The 20,716-nt window shown below is 55.2% G+C and carries 17 protein-coding genes and 1 tRNA gene; 8 read left to right on the forward strand and 10 right to left on the reverse strand.

What is annotated here, in order from left to right:
* The first annotated feature begins 550 nt into the window (after nt 1-550).
* On the forward strand, nt 551-2,596 hold the full coding sequence (metG, locus tag H7U12_RS16070) for a methionine--tRNA ligase (protein ID WP_186639865.1): 2,046 nt from the start codon (nt 551-553) through the stop codon (nt 2,594-2,596).
* An 88-nt stretch (nt 2,597-2,684) separates the two neighbouring features.
* Here the strand turns inward: metG and H7U12_RS16075 are convergent, their stop codons facing one another.
* From H7U12_RS16075 to H7U12_RS16090, 4 genes are all read right to left on the reverse strand, one after another.
* Nucleotides 2,685-3,557 (reverse strand): hypothetical protein, encoded by an 873-nt coding sequence (locus H7U12_RS16075; RefSeq protein WP_186639867.1) that lies wholly within the window; start codon nt 3,555-3,557, stop codon nt 2,685-2,687.
* Nucleotides 3,558-3,713: 156 nt separating this feature from the next.
* Entirely contained in the window at nt 3,714-4,688 is a 975-nt protein-coding gene (locus tag H7U12_RS16080; RefSeq protein ID WP_186639869.1) for an NAD(P)H-quinone oxidoreductase, read from the reverse strand.
* A gap of 5 nt (nt 4,689-4,693) precedes the next feature.
* Nucleotides 4,694-5,866 carry a lactonase family protein gene (locus H7U12_RS16085; RefSeq protein WP_186639871.1) on the reverse strand — a complete coding sequence of 391 codons (1,173 nt, stop codon included), beginning with the start codon at nt 5,864-5,866 and terminating at the stop codon, nt 4,694-4,696.
* 119 nt (nt 5,867-5,985) lie between these two features.
* Nucleotides 5,986-7,200: an MFS transporter gene (locus tag H7U12_RS16090; protein WP_186639873.1), complete on the reverse strand. Its 1,215-nt coding sequence runs from the start codon at nt 7,198-7,200 to the stop codon at nt 5,986-5,988.
* Nucleotides 7,201-7,545: 345 nt separating this feature from the next.
* On the opposite strand from H7U12_RS16090, the gene H7U12_RS16095 reads away from it, so the two are divergent.
* Entirely contained in the window at nt 7,546-7,797 is a 252-nt protein-coding gene (locus H7U12_RS16095; RefSeq protein WP_186639875.1) for a hypothetical protein, read from the forward strand.
* Nucleotides 7,798-7,884: 87 nt separating this feature from the next.
* Here H7U12_RS16095 and pth read toward each other — a convergent pair whose 3' ends face one another.
* The 6 genes from pth to H7U12_RS16125 all read right to left on the reverse strand — a co-directional run bounded on the left by pth (nt 7,885) and on the right by H7U12_RS16125 (nt 13,068).
* Entirely contained in the window at nt 7,885-8,445 is a 561-nt protein-coding gene (gene pth, locus H7U12_RS16100) for an aminoacyl-tRNA hydrolase (protein WP_186639877.1), read from the reverse strand.
* Nucleotides 8,446-8,919: 474 nt separating this feature from the next.
* A complete protein-coding gene (locus H7U12_RS16105) occupies nt 8,920-10,047 on the reverse strand; it encodes a trans-sulfuration enzyme family protein (protein ID WP_186639879.1) in 1,128 nt (375 codons plus the stop codon).
* A gap of 226 nt (nt 10,048-10,273) precedes the next feature.
* Entirely contained in the window at nt 10,274-10,522 is a 249-nt protein-coding gene (atpC, locus tag H7U12_RS16110; protein ID WP_186639881.1) for an ATP synthase F1 subunit epsilon, read from the reverse strand.
* Nucleotides 10,523-10,599: 77 nt separating this feature from the next.
* Complete coding sequence (gene atpD, locus H7U12_RS16115) at nt 10,600-12,105, reverse strand: F0F1 ATP synthase subunit beta (protein ID WP_186639883.1); 1,506 nt, start codon at nt 12,103-12,105, stop codon at nt 10,600-10,602.
* Between the two features lie 323 nt (nt 12,106-12,428).
* Nucleotides 12,429-12,665 carry a hypothetical protein gene (locus H7U12_RS16120; RefSeq protein ID WP_186639885.1) on the reverse strand — a complete coding sequence of 79 codons (237 nt, stop codon included), beginning with the start codon at nt 12,663-12,665 and terminating at the stop codon, nt 12,429-12,431.
* 1 nt (nt 12,666) lies between these two features.
* Entirely contained in the window at nt 12,667-13,068 is a 402-nt protein-coding gene (locus H7U12_RS16125) for a hypothetical protein (protein WP_186639887.1), read from the reverse strand.
* 242 nt (nt 13,069-13,310) lie between these two features.
* On the opposite strand from H7U12_RS16125, the gene purL reads away from it, so the two are divergent.
* From purL to H7U12_RS16155, 6 genes are all read left to right on the forward strand, one after another.
* Nucleotides 13,311-15,530: a phosphoribosylformylglycinamidine synthase subunit PurL gene (gene purL / locus H7U12_RS16130; RefSeq protein ID WP_186639890.1), complete on the forward strand. Its 2,220-nt coding sequence runs from the start codon at nt 13,311-13,313 to the stop codon at nt 15,528-15,530.
* Between the two features lie 95 nt (nt 15,531-15,625).
* Nucleotides 15,626-15,698, forward strand: a tRNA-Gln gene (locus H7U12_RS16135).
* 719 nt (nt 15,699-16,417) lie between these two features.
* Nucleotides 16,418-17,497, forward strand: a complete 1,080-nt coding sequence (locus H7U12_RS16140; RefSeq protein WP_186639892.1) for a LacI family DNA-binding transcriptional regulator — start codon at nt 16,418-16,420, stop codon at nt 17,495-17,497.
* Nucleotides 17,498-17,572: 75 nt separating this feature from the next.
* Nucleotides 17,573-18,415 carry a 5-dehydro-4-deoxy-D-glucuronate isomerase gene (gene kduI, locus H7U12_RS16145; RefSeq protein WP_186639894.1) on the forward strand — a complete coding sequence of 281 codons (843 nt, stop codon included), beginning with the start codon at nt 17,573-17,575 and terminating at the stop codon, nt 18,413-18,415.
* Between the two features lie 12 nt (nt 18,416-18,427).
* Nucleotides 18,428-19,219 carry a gluconate 5-dehydrogenase gene (locus H7U12_RS16150; protein ID WP_186639896.1) on the forward strand — a complete coding sequence of 264 codons (792 nt, stop codon included), beginning with the start codon at nt 18,428-18,430 and terminating at the stop codon, nt 19,217-19,219.
* Between the two features lie 174 nt (nt 19,220-19,393).
* Nucleotides 19,394-20,608 carry a DUF4861 domain-containing protein gene (locus tag H7U12_RS16155; RefSeq protein WP_186639898.1) on the forward strand — a complete coding sequence of 405 codons (1,215 nt, stop codon included), beginning with the start codon at nt 19,394-19,396 and terminating at the stop codon, nt 20,606-20,608.
* The last annotated feature ends 108 nt before the right edge of the window (nt 20,609-20,716 follow it).

The raw sequence follows: 20,716 nt of genomic DNA on the forward strand, positions 1-20,716 counted from the left end.
TGATTCTTTTGGTTACTTTTCTCATCCAGGAGAAAAGTGACAAACGCGGGCAGACCGCGACTCCAGCCTCAAGGCTTGGCAGGAAGGAAATGAAGAGCAAAGGCGGATAGCTAACCGGATCAGCAGTCATGGTCGTTGGTGAGAACACCAACAACGGCGGGCGGAGTAGAAACAGCTCAATAGAGAAAATGGATCAGCAGGTGTAAACATCCCCCTTCGCCCCCTTCAAAGGGGGAATCTCGGCTTAAGGAAGGCAGTCATGGTCGTTGGTGAGAACACCAACAACGGCGGGCGAGGCAGGTCGTCCAACAGCTAATAGCTCACGAAAAAAAAAGCTCAGAAGTAAATCCTCGCCATAAGAGGATCCTCTCTTTATGAAGTCTTCCTCATTTTAGAAGCGTTTTCCCAAAATAAGGCTCAAAGGAAACTCTAACAGCCCTCAAGGCAACCGCCAACGGTAAAATCAAGCTGAAAAGCAACTCCTCCCTGGAAGAACCGAAGAAAAAACCTCCCTGCAAATTCGCTATATTTGCCTTTTCAAAGAAAGAACATGGCTGAGACAACCTATCCCCAACGATATACCATCACCGCGGCGCTGCCCTATGCCAACGGTCCTGTGCACATTGGGCACCTGGCCGGCGTGTACATTCCCGCCGATATTTACGCGCGGTACCTGCGCTCGCGCGGGCGCGATGTGAAGTTTGTGTGCGGCTCAGACGAGCACGGGGTTCCCATCACTATCCGGGCTAAGAAAGAAGGCATCACGCCGCAGCAGGCCGTAGACAAGTACCACGAGCTCATTAAAAGCTCCTTCGCTGATTTCAACATCTCCTTCGATATCTATTCCCGCACCTCGTCCAAGACGCACGCGGAGATCGCCTCCGGCTTCTTCCGCAAGTTATACGACGAAGGCAAGTTCATTGAGCAGACCACGCAGCAGTACTTCGATGAGAAAGCCCAGCAGTTCCTCGCCGACCGCTACATTGTGGGCACCTGTCCCAAGTGCGGCAACGAGAACGCCTACGGCGACCAGTGCGAAAGCTGCGGCACGTCTTTGAACGCCACCGACCTTATCAACCCGAAGAGTACGTTGAGCGGTGAGCAACCGGTACTGCGCGAAACCAAGCATTGGTACCTGCCCCTGGACCAATATGAGCCCTGGCTGCGCGAGTGGATTGTGGACGGCCATAAAAATGACTGGAAAACGAACGTGTACGGCCAGTGCAAAAGCTGGATTGACCAGGGCCTGCAACCCCGCGCCGTGACCCGCGACCTGGACTGGGGCGTGCCCGTACCCGTGGAAGGTGCCGAAGGAAAAGTGCTCTACGTGTGGTTCGATGCGCCCATCGGCTACATCTCCGCTACCAAAGACCTCACGCCCGACTGGGAAACCTACTGGAAAGACAAAGATTCCAAACTGGTGCACTTCATCGGGAAGGACAACATCGTGTTCCACTGCATCATCTTCCCGGCCATGCTCAAGGCCCACGGTGATTACGTGCTACCCGACAACGTGCCCGCCAACGAGTTCCTGAACCTGGAAGGCAATAAAATCTCCACGTCCCGCAACTGGGCGGTGTGGCTGCACGAGTACATGCAAGACCTGCCCGGCAAAGCCGATGTGCTGCGCTACGTGCTTTGCGCCAACGCCCCCGAGACCAAAGACAATGACTTCACCTGGAAAGACTACCAGGCCCGCAACAACAACGAGCTGCTCGCCATCTTCGGGAACTTCATTAACCGGGTGGTGGTGCTCACAAATAAATACTACCAGGGCGCCGTTCCGCAACGCGGCGAGCTGACGCCGTTTGACGAGGACGTGCTGGCGCAATTAGCGGATTTCCCGGAGAAGATTGCCGCTTCGCTGGAGCTGTACCGCTTCAAAGAAGCCCTAGGCGAACTCATGAATCTGGCGCGTCTGGGCAACAAATACCTGGCTGATACCGAGCCCTGGAAACTCATCAAGACCGATGCCGCGCGCGTGGAAACCATCATGAACATCGCCCTGCAGATTTCGGCTAGCCTGACGATTCTGGCTGAGCCGTTTTTACCGGAAACCGCCCAGAAACTCGCTGGTATGTTGCAGTACACGGCCGGCAAATGGCACGAAGCCGGTTCTCCGGACCTGCTTCCGGCCGGGCACACCATCGGCGAAGCCGCGCTACTGTTTGAGAAAATCGAAGATGCGGTGATTGAGGCGCAGGTGCAGAAACTGCTGGATACCAAGAAGGAAAACGAGCTGGCCAACGCCGTAGCTGCACCCGCCAAGGAAGACATCACCTTTGAGGATTTCTCTAAAATCGATATCCGCATCGGGACTATTCTGGAGGCTGAGAAAGTGGCCAAAACCAAGAAGCTCCTGAAGCTGAAGGTAGACACCGGCATCGACCAGCGTACCATTGTGAGCGGCATCGCGGAGCATTTCAACCCCGAGGAAATCATTGGGCAGCAAGTGTCTGTGCTGGTGAACTTAGCGCCGCGCGAAATTAAAGGCATTGTGAGCCAAGGCATGCTGCTGATGGCCGAGAACGCCGATGGTTCTCTGGCGTTTATGCAACCGTCTAAACCGGTGGTGAACGGCGGCGGCGTGAGCTAAACCAAAAGAAAGCTTTACGTAACTTAAGGGTGCGTTTAGGGGCCGTTTTGAAGAAAACAGCCCCTAAACGCACCCTTTGCTTTAAAGCCTACTGCTCAATAAAGGTCTGGTTTTTGGGCGGGAAAAGTAAATCAATGGCTTGAATGAGCCGGGCCCGGGTTTTCTTGTTGCGCGTCACCAAAGCCAGCGATTTGTACTGGAACTGCTGCAGGCGGGCGATGTCCTGCTCCACGGTAAAGCCTTTGAGGTGCGACTCCAGAAAGAACTGGCTGATGTGGCTGTTCCATTCGTCTTTGTTTCCCCAGTAATGCGCAATCCAGGGTTTGGCCTCCTGCAGGTTGTACGTTTCCTGGAGCGCCACCGAGAGGGCAAACTGCTCAATCAGGCGGGGTGTCACCTGCTGGGCGCACATGGCGTCGCAGATTTGCAGGGCCAGGGTAACGGCGGCCAGGTTCTGCTGGACGGGTAACGTGACCACACCGGCATTCCACATGACATGGTTGGCGTGTAGCTGCAAAGCCCCCACTCGCAGGCCTTTCACCTGTTGCCACATCCGCTTCTCGGTTTTGCTTTTGAGGGCCGAGAGCTTGCCCTCTGGCTGGTGCATGAAGGCCGCGCCGCTTCTGATCAGCGTGCGCAGTTCCTGCGGGCTCTGGTACAGGAAGACATCAGAATCCACGTACATCACGGCCTGGTCTGGGTGCTGGCAGATGAGTTGCTCAATGGCTTTGATCTTCACGCGCCAGAAGAAATCATGCGGACCTTTCCAGGCGGTGAGCTGCTCTGGGGTGATGGTGACCACCTGCACGTGTTCCTTCAGCCGGGTGTAATACTGCGGATAATCGGTGTAGACGTAGATCGTGTCCAGCTCCTTCTGGAACGGCAGAAACGACATGATGGCAAAGTTCGCCTGGTAGTGGTTTTTGATGTTAGGGCCAAACGTGAGGAACAGAAGGTTCATGTAGTGCTGTTAAGAAACAGGGGCTATGGTTATAAGCGGTAAGCCATCGGGAGTAAAAAAGGAGCCTGGTAATAGTTTGGAGGCTGTTTTCTGAAAACGGCCTCTAAACGGAACGTGCCTTTTCATCTACTCCGGGAACAGTCCTTGGGTTTCCTGCTACTCCGGTACCTGGAGCACAATTTTCCCGATGTGTTCGCTGCTTTCCATAAGCGCGTGGGCCTGGGCTGCTTCTGCCAGATCAAACACTTGATAGAGCACCGGCTTGAAGCGGCCACCCTGCAGTAGGGGCCAGACGTGCTTTTCTATGTCTTCTGCCAGCGCGGCTTTGAAATCGGCATCGCGGGGGCGCAGGGTGCTGCCGGTAATGGTCAGGCGCTTCTGCATTATGTGCCGCACGTCAAACGCGCCCTGGGCACCTTGCATGGCATTGATGAAGACCAGCCGGCCATCGGGTTTCAACAGGTTCAGGTTCTTGGAGATGTAGTCGCCGCCCACCATGTCCAGAATCACGTCTACTCCTTCGGCTTTCAGTTCTTCCTCAAAGTCTTCGGTCTTGTAGTTGAGGCAGCGGTCGGCGCCCAGGTCTTCGCAGGCGCGGCACTTCTCATCGCTGCCTGCCGTGGCATACACCGTGGCACCCCACGCTTTGGCCAACTGAATGGCCGTAATCCCGATGCCGCTGCTGCCGCCGTGCACCAGAAAGGTTTCCCCTGGTTGTAGCTGGCCCCGCTGAAAGACGTTGTGCCAGACGGTGAACACGGTCTCGGGCAGGGAGGAGGCGGCTTCAAAGCTCCAGTTTTGGGGCAGAGGCAGGCAATGACGGGCATCCACCACCGCATACTCGGCGTAGCCGCCCCCGGGCAGCAAGGCACAGACGGCATCACCGGGTTTCCGGTGGGTTACCTGTTCTCCGCAGGCCTCAACAATGCCGGCAATCTCCAGGCCGGGCACATCTGCCGGCGCGCCGGGTGGCGGCGGATAATGGCCTTTCCGCTGCGCCACATCGGGGCGGTTGATGCCGGCGGCGCGTACCCGCACCAGCACCTGATGGGGAGCCGGCGTAGGCATTTCGCGTTCCTGAACCTGAAGCACCTCTGGCGCGCCGGGCTGCGTGATCACCACTGCTTTCATAGCGTCTATTGTCTGGGCGTTTGGGGGAAGGCCGGTACCACCTGCACAAACACCGGCGAAGAAACCGAGGCCGAGTTGCCGGTATACGTGAGCTTGCCGCTTTGGGTATCTACCTTGAAGGTGGTGATATTGTTGGACCGCTGGTTGGCCACCAGCAGCGTTCGGCCAGACGGGCTGAAGGTGAAGTTACGGGGCCAGTTGCCCTGGGTGCTCACGTGCTCCACTAGTGATAATTTGTTGGAGTTGGCGTCAATGGCGTAGACCACAATGCTGTTGTGCCCGCGGTTAGACCCGTACAGGAAACGACCATCAGGAGAGACGTGGATGTCAGCGCAGGCGTTTTCGCCGGTGTAGCCCGCCGGAAGCGTGGAGACCGTTTCTACCTCGGTTAGCGTTCCATTATCCGCATGATAGGTGAACGAGGTGAGGGTGGCGTTCAGCTCATTGATTACGTAGGCGAAGCGCTTGTTGGTGGGGTGGAACGTGAGGTGCCGCGGCCCCGCGCCCGATTTGGCCGTGAACGCCGGTTGCGCCTGGCGCTCCAGCTTGCCGGCTGCTTTGTCCAGTCTATAGCTGATGATCTGGTCAATGCCCAAATCTACGGCCAGCGCGAAGTTATTCTGCGGATCTGGCACAATGCAGTGGGCGTGCGCCGCGTCCTGCTGCGGACGGGGACCTTTGCCCTCATGCTGGTCCATGTCTGAGGAAGCACCTAACCGGCCATCGGGTTGCAGCGGGAAAGCCGATACGTTGCCGCCCACGTAATTCGCCACCAGCGCCACTTTGTTTTTATGGTCCAGGCTGATGTAGCAGGGAGCGCCGCCCCGCGAGGGTTGCCGATTCAGGAAGGTAAGGTCGCCGGTTTTCTGATCAATGGCGAAGGCGCTCACCGCCCCGCTTTTCTGGCCCTTAAACTCGGTGGTCTCGTTCACCGCGTACAGGTGCTTGCGGTCTGCGTCTAAGGCAAGGAAGGAGGGATTCTCACCGCCTTTCACGGCCAGCGCCCTGGTTAAGGCACCGGTCTCCTCGTTCAGACGGTAGGCGAAAATGCTCTCGGCATCGGGTTTGGCGTAGGTTCCTATATAGACCATCATTTCTGTATCTGTTGCACGTTGCTTAACGGAAGTACAGGCGGCCAGGGTTGTGCTGAGCAGCAGGAGTGTGGTCAATAATTTCATGGGTCGGTTCAGCGAAGTTTATAGGAAAGATGCCAAAAAGAATCGGAAAGCAGAAGAGACCGCCGGGTTTTGGGGCTATTTTCCGAAAGAAGGCCTGAAACTGGGGAGAGGTTTCCGTTTTACGCCGTCTGCAAGCGTCTTACCACCAGGTAAAAGCCTACAGCTGCCACTACGCACAAGGCGCTGGCGCCCCACCACAGCGCGTCAAAACCGAACCGGGCGATGGTGTTGGTGCCCACGAAAGGACCCACGATGTGCGCCGCAGAGTAGGAGAGGCTGTAAAGCCCCATGTACGAACCCCGATTATGCGGACCGGAGCGTTGTACCGTGAGCGTGCTCATGAACGGCATGGCCATGATCTCGGAAAGGCTCATGAGCAGCACCGACAACACCAGCACCCAGAACCCGTGCGCCAGGTTGAGCAGCACAAAGGCCATGGCCAGCAACAGCAGCCCCACCACAATCATTTTCCAGAGCGCGTGCCGGTCTCCCAGCAGGTAGACAATGATCATCTCCAGCAGAAACACCAGCAGCCCGTTAAACGCTAGTAAGCCGCCAATCTGCAACTCAGACAGGTGATAGACCCGCCGGAAGTAAAGCGGCATGGTGGAGAAGAACTGGAAGAATGCCACGGCAAAACAGCAGCATAGCAATGTGAACAGCAGAAACAACCCATCGCGGTAAGGCGAGCGCGTAGCCGGAGCCGGATTGGACGCGGCCGCTGAGGTGGATGACGTGGGCTCGTGGCCCTGCCGGTGCCGGAAATAGAAAAAGAAGACCGCCCCGGCGGTGAGGCAGGTGAGGCCATCGGCCATGAACAACCACTGGTAGGAGACGGTGGCCAGCACGCCGCCCAGGGCCGGGCCAATGGAAAAGCCCAGGTTAATGGCCATGCGGTTGAGGGAAAAGGCACGGGTCACGTTCTCGGGGCGGGCGTAGGAACTCACCGAGGAGGCGTTGGCCGGGCGCAGGCATTCGGTCAGTAAACTCAGCAGGAAGATGCCGGCCGCAAAGAGTTCAAACCGCTCCAGGGTGAGCATCACGAAAAACCAACTGCCGCCCAGTACCAGACTGAGGAACTGGACTTTGAAATGGCCTACCTTGTCGGTGAGCCAGCCGCCCAGGAACGTGCCGCACATAGAACCCATCCCGAACAGACTCAGCAGCACGCCCACCTGCTGCAGGCTGAAGCCCAGTGCCTCGGTCAGGTACACGCTCAGGAACGGCACCACCATGGCCCCGCTGCGGTTGATGAACATCACCGCCGCCAAAAGCCAGGCTTCTCTGGAGAGGCCGCCAAAGGCGTTTCGGTACAGGGAAAGGAGACGGGTCATGGAGGGAAATATCGGCACAAAAGTAGACAAATGCCGCCAATACAAAAGCTTACATCGGGCAGGAGGCACCCTTCAACTTCCCGGGCCGCAGGTTTGTCGAGTTTTAAATGGTATGCTTGCCGCGTTTCTTACATTTGGTTCAGGTACGCTTCAGTAGCCGGAATGAGCGGGCGTTTTCGCGGTGGTTTTTAGATAATGGCCTGAAAACGAATTTCTTATTTTAAGCGCTGACGGACCATCTGCTTCGCCGTAGAGTAGGCTCCGCCGGCTGGGGCAACTGTAAAACGAACCCTAGACATGAACCAGAACCCAGTGCCTGGCGCTGGAATTTTAACGAGACCCGTTATGATTCAGTTAGAATTACAACCTACCCGCCTGGAGATGGAGCAAGAGCAACTTTCCCAGGCCATTGAAAAGCTGCAGAAACTGCAGGACAGAATCAGCCGGCACCTGGAGCTTCTGGTGGAGGAAATCACCGTCCTGAATACCAAGGTGGAAGCCAAGCCCGCGTCTGATCCTTTCGCTTTAAAGTTCAGAGGTTTGCAGGAGCAGGCCGCCATCCTGTCGCATAAACTGGAAGTACTGCGGTCTGTGTAACGCATAAGTAGGTCAGGACGGTGTTTTGGGGCTGTTTTCACGATAACAGCCCCAAAACACCGTCCTGACATAAGACCAGAGAAGCGGTTATTTGTTGAAGAAATTCATGGTGCGCTCCAGCCCGATGGTGCCGAAGGACAAACTCATCTCGGCGGCTTTCTCAATGTGCGTCTGCAAATCGATCTTCTCATCTTCTGAAAAGGGACTCAGCACATAGTCCACCTGGCGGCCCTTGGAGAACTGCGAGTCCACCCCAAACCGAAGGCGCGGGTATTCATTGTTGCCCAGGGTCTGCTCAATGTGTTTGAGGCCGTTGTGCCCGCCCGCGCTGCCTTTAGCCCGCATCCGCAGTTTCCCGAAGGGCAGGGCCAGATCATCCGTAATCACCAGCATCTGCTCGGCCGGAATCTTCAGGACACTCAGCCAATGGGCCACCGCTTTGCCGCTCAGGTTCATGAACGTGGTGGGTTTCACCAGGGTGAAGTGCTTGCCCTTTGTCTTGAACTCGGTCACAAACGAGTGGCGGCCGGTGTCAAAGGAAACATCATGCTTCTTGGCTAGGTGATCCAGCACCATGAACCCGATGTTGTGGCGCGTATCGGCGTATTCCGGGCCAATGTTGCCCAAACCCACGAGTAAGTATTTCATATCAGTTGGAAGGTCATCTGTTGGCGCCGAGGTCTTTTTCCCGCCCAACCAGTTGACGAAACGTGTAAACATGCCGCAAAGGTAAGGCCTTCTGCGTTTTGGGGCTAATTTTCTGAAAACAGGCTGAAAATAGAAGAGGTTACGTGTAGACACGTTCCTCTTCTGACGGCTATCCTATCGCACTTCTCAGCGCTTACCGCTCTAAAGCTGACCAAATGCTGGCGCGAGTTTGCAACTCGTGCCTTTCGATGGCGGGTAGTCTCCTGACTACCCTCGCTGCAAAGCAGCGACCCGGCGCATTACGAAATCTCAGGCATTTCCGGTTCATGGTTCCCGGCGAGTCTGGAGACTCGCTTCATCCTGTGTCACGAGACTGAAGTCTCGCGCCAGCAGCTCAGCAGGTGCCAGCTGGGGGGATAAGGAAACGTATTGTTTCGGGGCTGTTTTATAAAAATGGCCCCGAAACGGAAAACGCTAGATGGCTGCCAAGGCTTTCTCCAGGTCAGCTATTAATTCTTCTGGTTCCTCGATGCCCACGGATAACCGGATCAGGCCCACGGTGATGCCTAGTTTCTCGCGTTGTTCAGGGGTGAGGGCCCGGTGCGAGGTGCCCAGCGGATAGGAGACCGAGGAAACCACGCCGGCCAGAGACGGGGCGAACGGCATGTGGGTCAGGCCGCGCATGAAGCGGTTCACGGTTTCCACGTCATCGGCGATCCGGAAGGAGAGCATGCCGCCAAACTGCCCTTTGCCTTGGGCCGCGGCCAAATCGTGTTGCGGATGATCTGGCAGGCCGGGGTAGAAAACGGCGCTTACTTTGGGGTGCTGGCGCAGGAAAGTGGCCAGGGCCAAGGCGTTCTCAGAATGTTGGCGCATGCGCAGCTTCAACGTCTTCAGGCCGCGGGCGGCAAGCCAGCTTTCAAACGGACTCAAGGTCAGCCCCCAAGCTACTACAATCTGTTTCGCGCGCTGGGCATCGGCGGCTTCTTTGGCGATGACCACGCCGGCGGTGACATCGCTGTGGCCCGAGAGGTATTTGGTGACGCTGTGGATGACCAGATCGGCACCCAGTTCCAGCGGTCTGGTGATCACCGGTGAGGCGAAGGTGTTGTCCACGACCAGTTTGATGCCGTTGCTTTGGCAGGCGTTCGCCACCTGAGCCAGGTCCAGCACCGTCATCATGGGGTTGCTGATGGTCTCTACCAGAATCAGTTTGGTGTTGGGCTGCACGTAGGGGTTGAAGTCATACATCTCGGCCATGGGCACAAACGTGATCTGCACGCCCATGCGGGTCAGTTCCTGCGACAGCAAGGCGGCGGAACCCCCGTAAATCTCCTCAGCGCAGAGCACGTGGTCGCCGGACTGGCAATACACCAGCACCGCCGTCAGGATGGCCGACATGCCCGAGGAAGTGGCCACCGCGCCGTTTCCTTTCTCCAGTTGGTTGACCTCCTCGGCCAGTTCATCGGTGTTGGGGTTGCCGTTGCGGCTGTAGAGGTAGCTTTGGCCGGGCTGCTCAAAATAGGCTTCCAGGGCGGTGAGGTCTTCGAACGTGAAAACCGAGGTTTGGTAAATGGGCGTTACTTTGGGCGAGATAGACACGGAATTGTTTGTTAGTTGTTGATTGCTAGTTGTTGATTGTTGGAATTCATGAGTGATTCGTTTTTTGGTTAAAACAATCAGCAATGAACAATCAACACTTCTAAAGGTAAGCAGAAACGCCAAAAGTAGGAAAGCCGTTTAGGGCTTGTTTTCTGAAAACGGGCTAAAAAGCGAAAGCCCGCCTTCTTTGCAGAAGAGCGGGCTTTCACATGAAAAACAGGAAATCTTAGGCGGTCACGGCTTCGGCCAGGACAATGATCTTGTTGTCCAATACCTCCACAACTCCCCCGTCAATCTGGAACACCACTTGAGTACCGGTGGCCGGCGTGATGCGCACAGGGCCGTTGGCCAGAGCACTGATGAGGGCTGCGTGGTTGTTCAACACTTCAAACCCGCCATTGATGCCCGGAAACTTCACCGAGGTCACGTCGCCTTCAAATACTCTTTTATCTGGGGTGATGATTTCTAAATACATTTGTTAATGTGCTAATTGGCTAATGTGCTAGTGTGCTAATTCTTACATCAGCACATTAACACATTAGCACATTAAAACTATTTCGCTTCGGCCATCATTTTCTGACCTTTCACTACGGCGTCTTCAATGGTACCCACCAAGTTGAAGGCGGCCTCAGGCAGGTTGTCGTGCTTGCCGTCCATGATCTCGTTGAAGCCACGGATGGTGTCTTTGATGTCAACCAACACACCTTTCAAGCCGGTGAACTGCTCGGCTACGTGGAATGGCTGAGACAAGAAACGCTGCACACGACGCGCTCTGTGTACGACTAATTTATCTTCTTCAGATAATTCGTCCATACCCAGGATGGCAATGATGTCTTGCAATTCTTTGTAACGCTGCAGGATCTCTTTCACGCGCTGCGCGGTGTTGTAGTGCTCTTCGCCTACTACATCAGCGGTCAAGATACGGGAGGTAGAATCCAGAGGGTCTACCGCCGGGTAGATACCCAGCTCAGAGATTTTACGGGAAAGTACGGTAGTGGCATCCAAGTGAGCGAAGGTGGTCGCTGGAGCCGGGTCAGTCAAGTCATCCGCAGGTACGTAAACGGCCTGTACAGACGTGATGGAACCACGCTTAGTAGACGTGATACGCTCTTGCATGGCACCCATTTCCGTAGCCAAAGTTGGCTGGTAACCTACCGCAGATGGCATACGACCTAAAAGGGCCGATACCTCAGAACCTGCCTGGGTGAAACGGAAGATGTTGTCAATGAAGAACAGGATGTCGCGGCCAGAACCGGTACCATCACCGTCACGGAAAGACTCAGCAATGGTCAAACCAGACAAGGCTACCCGGGCGCGGGCCCCTGGCGGCTCGTTCATCTGACCGAACACGAAGGTAGCTTTAGAGTCTTTCAACGCGTCAGCGTCTACTTTGGAAAGATCCCATCCGCCGTGCTCCATGGACTCCATGAACTCGTCACCGTATTTCACGATGCCAGACTCAATCATCTCACGCAGCAAGTCATTTCCCTCACGGGTACGCTCACCCACACCGGCAAACACAGAAAGACCACCGTGGCCTTTGGCGATGTTGTTGATCAACTCCTGGATCAATACGGTTTTACCTACTCCGGCACCCCCGAACAAACCAATTTTACCCCCTTTTGAGTAAGGCTCAATCAGGTCAATAACTTTGATACCGGTATATAATACCTCAGAAGAAGTAGAAAGATCTTCGAAACGCGGCGCGTTGCGGTGAATTGGCAGGTCTACCAAGCTGGCAGGCTGCGGAATACCGTCAATGGCATCGCCAATTACGTTGAACAGACGGCCTAGCACGTTGTCGCCGGTAGGCATTGAGATAGGAGCCGCAAGGTCAGTTACTTCCATGCCGCGGGTTAAGCCCTCGGTTGCGTCCATCGCGATGGTACGTACCCGATCTTCGCCTAAGTGCTGCTGCGTCTCCAGTACCACGCGGGCACCGTTCGCCTTCACCACTACCAGGGCATCCATGATGTTGGGCAACTTAGAATTCTCACCCGAGAAGCTTACGTCCACCACGGGACCGATCACTTGGGTAATTCTGCCAATATTCGCCATTTGGTTGGTTTATAATTATTTATAAAGATACTCACTTCTTTCAGGCTGCAAAAATAGGGCATTCTTGCTTGATTTCCATAGAAGTAGCGAAAAATGTTTTAAGGGAGTAGAGCCGTGGCGAAGCGCCTGATTTACAGGTCTGTTTTGGGACTCTTTTGCCGGAAACGGCTTAAAAACGCGCCCGCTGGCCGCCCTTTACATAAGAAGGGACGGCGGTTTGGCTGCCGGGCTGGGTTGCGCGTCAGCGGCTGTGTTCCTGAGCAGCCGGTGGTATTACCAATAGAAACCCTCAGGGGCTGGAGGCCGCCAGGGAAGAAATAAACTCAGGCCGCTGAGGAAGAAGCCAGGCGGGCCGGGTGCTTGGTTTTGTTAAGGAAATACTGCGCCCGTTCCCACTCATAGTCGCTCCGGAGGTGCACAAAGACGTAGTTGCCGTGCCGTACCATGCGCACGTCTTCCAGGAGTTGCGGTAGGCGGCTGTCGTGGGCCGGTAAGGTCTGGGTGTGGATAGGAGTGGCAGATTTGAGGTAAAAGCAGAGAATGATGGCGTTGGTTTCCATGCTACAGGCCGTTGAGGGTAAGTTTAAAGAATGATTTCATCCAGGTAAACCGGAAGCCCGCCGGCGCCACGATGCTTGCCATGGGCGAGGGAAGCGGTGCAGCTTGTCCGGTTGCCTCCACTGGGGAGGTGGCTGGGCGTTTAGTGGCCTTTTTGCGTAAAAAGGCCCTGAAACGTACGTGACGGTTCACCTGCCCAATGGCCGGGAAAATGCGCCGGGCCTGCCTGAACTCCCCCGAGGTGGAGAGCCGGAGGCAGTAATATTTTCCGCAGGGGATCACTTCCATGCTGTCCATCAGCCAGGACAGGTGTTCATCCTGGGCGTTCAGTTCCAGGGTGGCAATGGGCTGGGTTGACGTGTAATAGACCACCAGCGTGACGGTTTTTTCTGCTGCGTTTTCCATGGCGGGGCACGGGTTAAATGGGAGACCGTATAAGTTTACGGAGCAGTTGGCAGCCAATCCAGCCCGACCTTCAAGCTTAACCAAAACATAACGTGACAGGCCCTTTGGCTAACGCTGAGGTAACAATTTCTTCATTTTAAGAGTGTTTTCTTGAAAACAGGCTTAAAACCATTTGAAAAGAGAGCGCCGCCATCTAAAAGAAATCTTTATTTTTGCCCTGTCTTACCAAATCCATATCCGTCTTGGAAACCCAGACCCTGACTACCGTAGATACCGCCCAGAAACTGGGCCTCTTGCCTGAAGAATTCGATCGCATTAAAGAAATCCTGGGCCGCACGCCTAATTTCACGGAGCTGAGCATCTTCTCTGTGATGTGGTCTGAGCACTGCTCCTATAAAAACTCCATTGTCTGGCTGAAGACGTTGCCCAAAGACTCGCCGCGCATGCTGGCGAAAGCAGGGGAGGAGAATGCCGGTCTGGTAGACATTGGCGGCGGTTTGGCCTGCTCTTTCAAAATAGAGTCCCATAACCACCCCTCGGCGCTGGAGCCTTACCAGGGCGCGGCCACCGGTGTGGGCGGCATCAACCGTGACATCTTCACCATGGGCGCCCGGCCTATCGCGCAGCTGAACTCCCTGCGTTTCGGGAACCCTAATTCAGATAAAACCAAGCGCCTCTTGAGAGGGGTAGTGAAAGGAATCGGGGATTACGGCAATGCCTTCGGTATCCCGACGGTGGGCGGCGAGCTGTTCTTTGATGACTGCTACAACGTGAACCCGCTGGTGAACGCCTTCTCGGCGGGCATCGTGGAAGTAGGTAAAACCGCCAGCGCCACGTCGCACGGAGCCGGAAACCCGGTCTTCATCATCGGGGCCGCTACCGGTAAAGACGGTATCCACGGCGCGGCCTTCGCGTCTAAGGACATCACTGAAGACTCTGTGAATGACTTGCCATCCGTACAGGTGGGGGACCCGTTCCAGGAGAAACTGCTTTTAGAGGCTACTTTGGAGATTCTGGCCACCAACCGCGTGATTGGTATGCAGGACATGGGTGCCGCCGGTATCACCTGCTCTACCTCAGAAATGAGCGCCAAAGGCGAAAGCGGCATGGAAATCTGGCTTGACAAAGTACCTACCCGCCAGGCCAACATGCAGCCGTTCGAGATTCTGCTCTCCGAGAGCCAGGAGCGCATGCTGGTGGTGATGGAAAAAGGAGCCGAGGACCTTATCTTCCAGATCTGCGACAAGTGGGACATGTCCTGCGCCCAGATTGGCGAAGTGACCGATTCCAAACGCCTGCGCTACTATGTAAAAGGAGAATTGGTGGCCGATGTGCCCGCCGATGACCTGGTACTGGGCGGCGGCGCGCCGGTATATCACCGCGAGTACCGTGAGCCCGCGTATTTCCAGGAAGCCAAAAAATTCACCATTGACTCCGTGCAGGAGCCAACCGACTATAAAGCCGTAGCCGAATTCCTGGCCACGCACCCCAACATCGCTTCTAAGCGCTGGGTGTACAAGCAGTATGACTCCATGATTGGCACCGCCACCTTGACCACCAACCGTCCAGCCGATGCCGGTATTGTGAAGGTGAAAGGTTCTGACAAGGCCATTGCCATCACCGTAGACTGCAACAGCCGCTACGTGAACGCTGACCCCGAGGAAGGCACCGCCATTGCCGTGGCCGAAGCCGCCCGTAACATTGTTTGCTCCGGCGGTGAGCCCGTGGCCATCACCAACTGCCTCAACTTCGGGAACCCATACGTGCCGGAAGTGTACTGGCAGTTTGTGGGCGCTATCAAAGGCATGGGCAAAGCCTGTACCGCCTTCGGTACGCCGGTGACGGGTGGTAACGTGAGTTTCTACAACCAGTCTTCAGACGAAGGTCCGGTGTTCCCAACCCCAACCATTGGCATGCTGGGTATTCTGGAAGACAAAGCCAACACCATGACGCTGGCTTTCCAGCAGGAAGGTGACGCCATCTATCTATTAGGTGACCCCGCCAACGACATCGCCTCCAGCGAATACCTGTATTCTTACCACAACATGAAACTGTCTCCGGCCCCGGCCTTTGACATGGAGAAAGAACTGCTGGTGCAGAAAACCGTGAAGTCGCTGATTGAGGAAAGACTGATCCAGTCGGCCCATGACTGCGCCGATGGTGGTCTTTACATCACCTTGCTGGAGTCTGCCATGGCCAACGAGCTAGGTTTTTCTATCGCTACCGATCAAAATTTCAGAAAAGACGCGTATCTGTTTGGTGAGAGCCAGGGCCGCGTGGTGGTGAGTGTTTCACCGGCGCAGCAGGAAGCGTTTGAGAAATTAGTGTCTGGTAACAGCCTGACTTTCAAAAAAATTGGCGAGGTGACGGCCCGCTACTGCGAGGTAGACGGCGAGGTGTTTCATGCCATCCAGGTGATCAAAAACAGCTATGACACCGCCCTGGAGCGGATTATGGAATAAATTTTTGAATTTTTTTTCGCTAGGTGTATTGCGCTGAATGAATTCTTTTCTACCTTTGCAACACCAAACGACAACAACAGGTTGTCAGCGGAGATTGTCCGATGGTGTAACTGGCAACACGTCTGATTTTGGTTCAGAAGAGTCCAGGTTCGAAACCTGGTCGGACAACACAAAAAGCCTCTTAGAGAAATCTGAGAGGCTTTTTTGTTTGCCCAATTTTTGCGAACTTTTCCTATGCTGCGGGTAAAGTGATCCAGATCGTTTCTGGGACGATAAACCCAAACCTCGGTCTATCGGTGGCGAGCTGCTGTACATGACCAAGAGGTTGGTTGATCGGTGGCAATGGCTTCTGCTACTTACCTTCTTCGGTGTAAAGATAGAACGCTGCAGTTATCGGGTCTGGCCGTTCTTTGCGGCCATCAGCTCTTTTTGCTCTTTTGTTACAGGAGATCTAAACGTCAGGTGACACGGCTAGAAGAGAGTGGTTTGCTATTTCCGGGAGAACATCTGAGCCTCTGGGAGCGCCTGCAAGCCTTCCTTGCCAAGGCAAGAACCATCATGGCCAGAGAAAAATGGCGGGATTTTGTCCATTTCAAGCGAATGCCTGCTCTAGGATAGAAGATGTTTGCAGGAAAGCAGTGTAAAGCCGCTCCTCAGCCAAAGGTGCGATCCCAGAATACACTAGAGCAGCGGCGGCGGCGGAGAGTGTTTCGAAACCTGAAAAACAGCCTGGCTGCGATTGCTGCGTTGGATAGGTTCTGTGGAAAGGAAGACTGCCGCTTCGCTTTCTGAAGGCCGTCATGCAGAACCTCCGGTCCTGGGCAGCGTTACAACTTATTTGAGTTGCTGCGGGAGAAAGTTGAAGAAAACGTCTTTTGAGTGTTAAAATGAAAAAACGCCCTGAATTCACCATTAAGGACATTGCCGCTGAACTGGGCATGTCTATTTCCTCTGTTTCCAGGGCGTTGAATGACCATCCGCACCAGAGCGAAAGCACGAAGCAGCGGGTGCGGGAGGCGGTGGAGAAATTCAACTACCGGCATAACGCCGTGGCGGCCAGCCTGCGGAACAACCGCTCCAACACCATCGGGCTGATTGTGCCTAAAATCTCCATGTACTTCATTTCCTCGGTGATTACGGCTATCCAGAACAAGCTGCAGGAGTACGAGTACAACCTCATGGTTTGCCAGTCCAATGACTCCGTGAAACTGGAGAAGCAGTTGGTAAACGCCATGTATGCCGCCCGGGTGGAGGGTTTGATTGTGTCCACCACCCTGCATACCGAGGATTTCTCCCACTTTGATGTCTTCACCAACGCCAATACCCCTTTGGTGTTCTTTGACCGGGTACCCCTCAACTATCCGGTCCATAAAATACAGGGAGATGATTACCAGGGCGGGTACCAGACCACTGTTCACCTGCTGGAGAAAGGCGCGCGCAGCATTGCCCATATTGGCGGGCCGCTCAGTTGCAGTATTTACCGTGACCGCTTCGCCGGCTACAGAGACGCCCTGCAGGAATACGGGGTGCCCTTGCAGGAGCATCTGCTTTTCTTCCATGAACTCACCAAAGAAAACAGCCTGGCAGACTGTGAGGTGCTCTTTGCCGGAAAGGAGCTGCCCGATGCGGTGTTCGCCTGCAATGACACGGCTGCCATCACGGTGGTGGAGTACGCCAAAAAGCAGCATTTGAAGATTCCGGACGAATTGCTGGTGGCGGGTTATTCCAATGATCCGCGGTCAGAAATCATTGAACCGGCCATTACCTCGGTAGAGCAGTTTCCTTACCAGGTGGGCGAGAAGGCCGCCGCCCTCATGATGGATCTGATCCAGCAGAAGATCAAGCCCGAGGAGAACTATATCTCCCTCACCACGCCGGTAGAGCTGAAAACCCGCAAGTCCAGCGGCGCGGCAGGCGGGGAAGACAATGCCCGTCCTTCCTCTTCAGATAAACAACTTGTGGTATAATACTAAAGAACGGCTCACCCGTACGGGTAGCCATTTATGAGAACGTTTCCAGAATTAACCCTCAAAACAACCGATATGGGTATTGAATACGATGTGCGCTATGCCGTTAGTCCTACCGAGACCAAAGCCATGGACACCCAGGCCCTGCGCCAAAACTTCCTGATTGAGAACCTGTTCCAGGCCGATAAGATTCACCTGACCTACAGCCACTATGACCGCTACATTGCCGGCGGCGTGATGCCGGTAAACGGGGCCGTTGCCCTGGAAACCATCGATCCTCTTAAATCACAGTACTTCCTGGAAAGAAGGGAGCTGGGGATCATCAACATAGGAGGCCTGGGCACCGTGGAGGCAGACGGGACAACTTATGAGTTGCAGCACAAAGAAGCGCTTTACCTGGGCAAAGGAGTCAAAAACGTGACCTTCCTGAGCCAGGAGAAGGAGAAGCCCGCCAAGTTTTACCTGAACTCAGCCCCGGCCCATCAGGCCTTCCCCACTAAAAAAGTATCCCGTCAGGAGGCGGAGGTTGTGCGGCTTGGCTCCATGGAAACCGCCAATGAGCGCACCATCAACAAACTCCTGATTGCCGGCGTGATCCAAACCTGCCAACTGCAGATGGGAATGACTGAGCTGAACACAGGCAGCGTCTGGAACACCATGCCCGCCCATACCCATGACCGCCGGATGGAAGTCTACATCTACTTCGACATCCCCGAGGGGCAGTCCGTTTGCCATTTCATGGGGCAGCCGCAGGAGACCCGCCACATCTGGATGCAGAACGACCAGGCCGTGATCTCCCCGCCCTGGTCCATCCATTCCGGCGCCGGCACTTCCAACTACACCTTCATCTGGGGCATGGCCGGCGAAAACCTGGACTACGGCGACATGGACGCCTGCCTCATCACTGATTTAAGATAATCTCCCCATACTATGATTTTACAGCAATTTGACCTCACCGGCAAAGTGGCCTGGATTACGGGTGGTACCCACGGCCTGGGCATGGCCATGGCCCGAGCCCTGGGGCAAGCCGGCGCCACCCTGGTGGTGAACGGGAATTCCTCCCAGGAGAAAGTAGACCGTGCAGTGCAGACCTACCGCGAAGAAGGCCTTACCGCCTACGGTTATCTGTGCGATGTCACCAATCAGGAGCAGGTTCAGAAACTGGTTGCCCAGATAGAGCAGGAAGTCGGTTTTATTGACATTCTGGTAAACAATGCCGGAATCATCAAACGCATTCCGCTGAAAGACATGAGCCTGCCCGAGTGGCAGGAGGTCATCAACGTGGATTTGACGTCTCCTTTCATCGTGACGCAGGCCGTGGTGCAAGGCATGATAGAACGCCAGTCCGGCAAGATCATCAACATCTGCTCCATGATGAGTGAACTGGGCCGCCAGAACGTGGGCGCCTACGCCGCGGCCAAAGGCGGTCTGAAGATGCTCACCAAGAACATGGCCACCGAGTGGGCCAAATTTGGGATTCAGGTGAACGGCATCGGACCCGGCTATTTTGCCACCGAGCAGACCGCTCCTCTTCGGGTAGACGGCAATGCCTTCCATGAATTCATCGTGAACCGCACGCCCGCCGGTAAGTGGGGAGAACCCGATGAACTGGGCGGAGCCACGGTTTTCCTGGCTTCCCGGGCGAGCAACTTCGTGAACGGACAAATCCTCTACGTAGACGGCGGCATCCTGGCCACCATCGGGAAGCCCATGGGCGAGTAGTGGGTCACGCGCCTGTTTTGGGCCTGTTTTCCCAAAAGCAGGGCTAAAACAGGGGGCGGGAGTTTTCCGGAGCAATAGAAAGCAAGGGCATCGGTGAAAGAAACGCGGGCCAGATCAGGAGTATAACATGCCTCCTCGCGTGGCGGGGAAGCAAACGATCATCTCAGAAGTACAATGGTAAGAACATCTCAACTGAAAAGAAGGGCTTGGGCAGGTCTGCTGATGGCCGCCGGCCTGTTCGCGTCGTGCAGACAAGTGCCGGAGGCGAATAGCGTCACCGTCAAAAACCGCCTGGACCTAGACAGAACCGCAGAAACCATCTCCATCCCCATCCAGCGGGTGAAAGCCCTGGCGGATAAGTTTGGCGCGGAGAACCTGCTAATCAAGGATGCGGAATCAGATCAACTGCTGGTAAGCCAGGCCCTGGACCACGACTTAGACGGAAAGGTAGATGAAATCCTGTTTCAGACCGATATCAAAGCCAGAGCCACCAAGAAGTTCTACGTGCAAGGGGCGGTGAACGGCGCCGCGTCCCAGCCCAGGAGCGAGGTGAGAACGTACTCCCGCTTTGTGCCCGAACGCACCGATGACTATACCTGGGAGAATGACCGGGTGGCGTTCCGGACCTACGGACCCGTGGCGCAGCAGATGGTGGAGCAAGGCGTGGCTGGAGGAACCCTGACCAGCGGGATGGATGCCTGGCTGAAGCGGGTGAGCTATTCGGTGATTGACGCCTGGTACAAAGGCTACCTGACCAACTCCAACTACTACCATGTTGATAGGGGAGAGGGATATGACCCGTACCACGTGGGCCCCAGCCGGGGCATTGGCGGCATAGGCGTCTGGGAGAATGATTCACTGTACGTCTCCAAGAACTTCATCAGCTACCGGAAACTGGCCGACGGCCCCATCAGAACCATGTTTGAGCTAACCTATGCTCCCTGGCAAGCCAACGGAAGGACCATCACTGAAAAGAAGATCATCAGTTTAGACCTGGGAAGTAACATGACCCGGTACGAAGTAGTGCTCAAAAGTGACAAGCCATTGCCAAACGTGACGGCGGGCATCACCCTCCATGACAAAAAAGGCGAGGTGAAAGCCGATAAGGAGGCGGGCTGGTTCCGCTACTGGGAACCCATGGATAAGTCTTTGCTGGGGACTGGAATTGTCATGGCGCCTAAAGCCGTGCAATCCTTCAAAGATCATCGGGTGGAAACCAAAGACATGAGCCACCTGTATGTGATGGCCACTCCCTCAGAAGACAAGGTCATCTATTACGCGGGCTTTGGCTGGGTGAAGAGCGGGCAGTTCAACAACGTGCAGGAATGGGATGATTACCTGGCCACCTTCGCGAAACGCATTACTTCTCCCTTGGAGGTATCTTTCTAGTAAGGAGGTAACGCTTCCATCTTTGAAGATTTAGTAACTAGTAGGTAAAAACGGGCACTCCTCTTTTGGGGGCATTTTCTTCAAAATGCCCCCAAAAGAGGAGTGCCC

It is taken from the genome of Rufibacter sediminis, from assembly GCF_014269285.1.
Lineage (GTDB): Bacteria > Bacteroidota > Bacteroidia > Cytophagales > Hymenobacteraceae > Nibribacter > Nibribacter sediminis.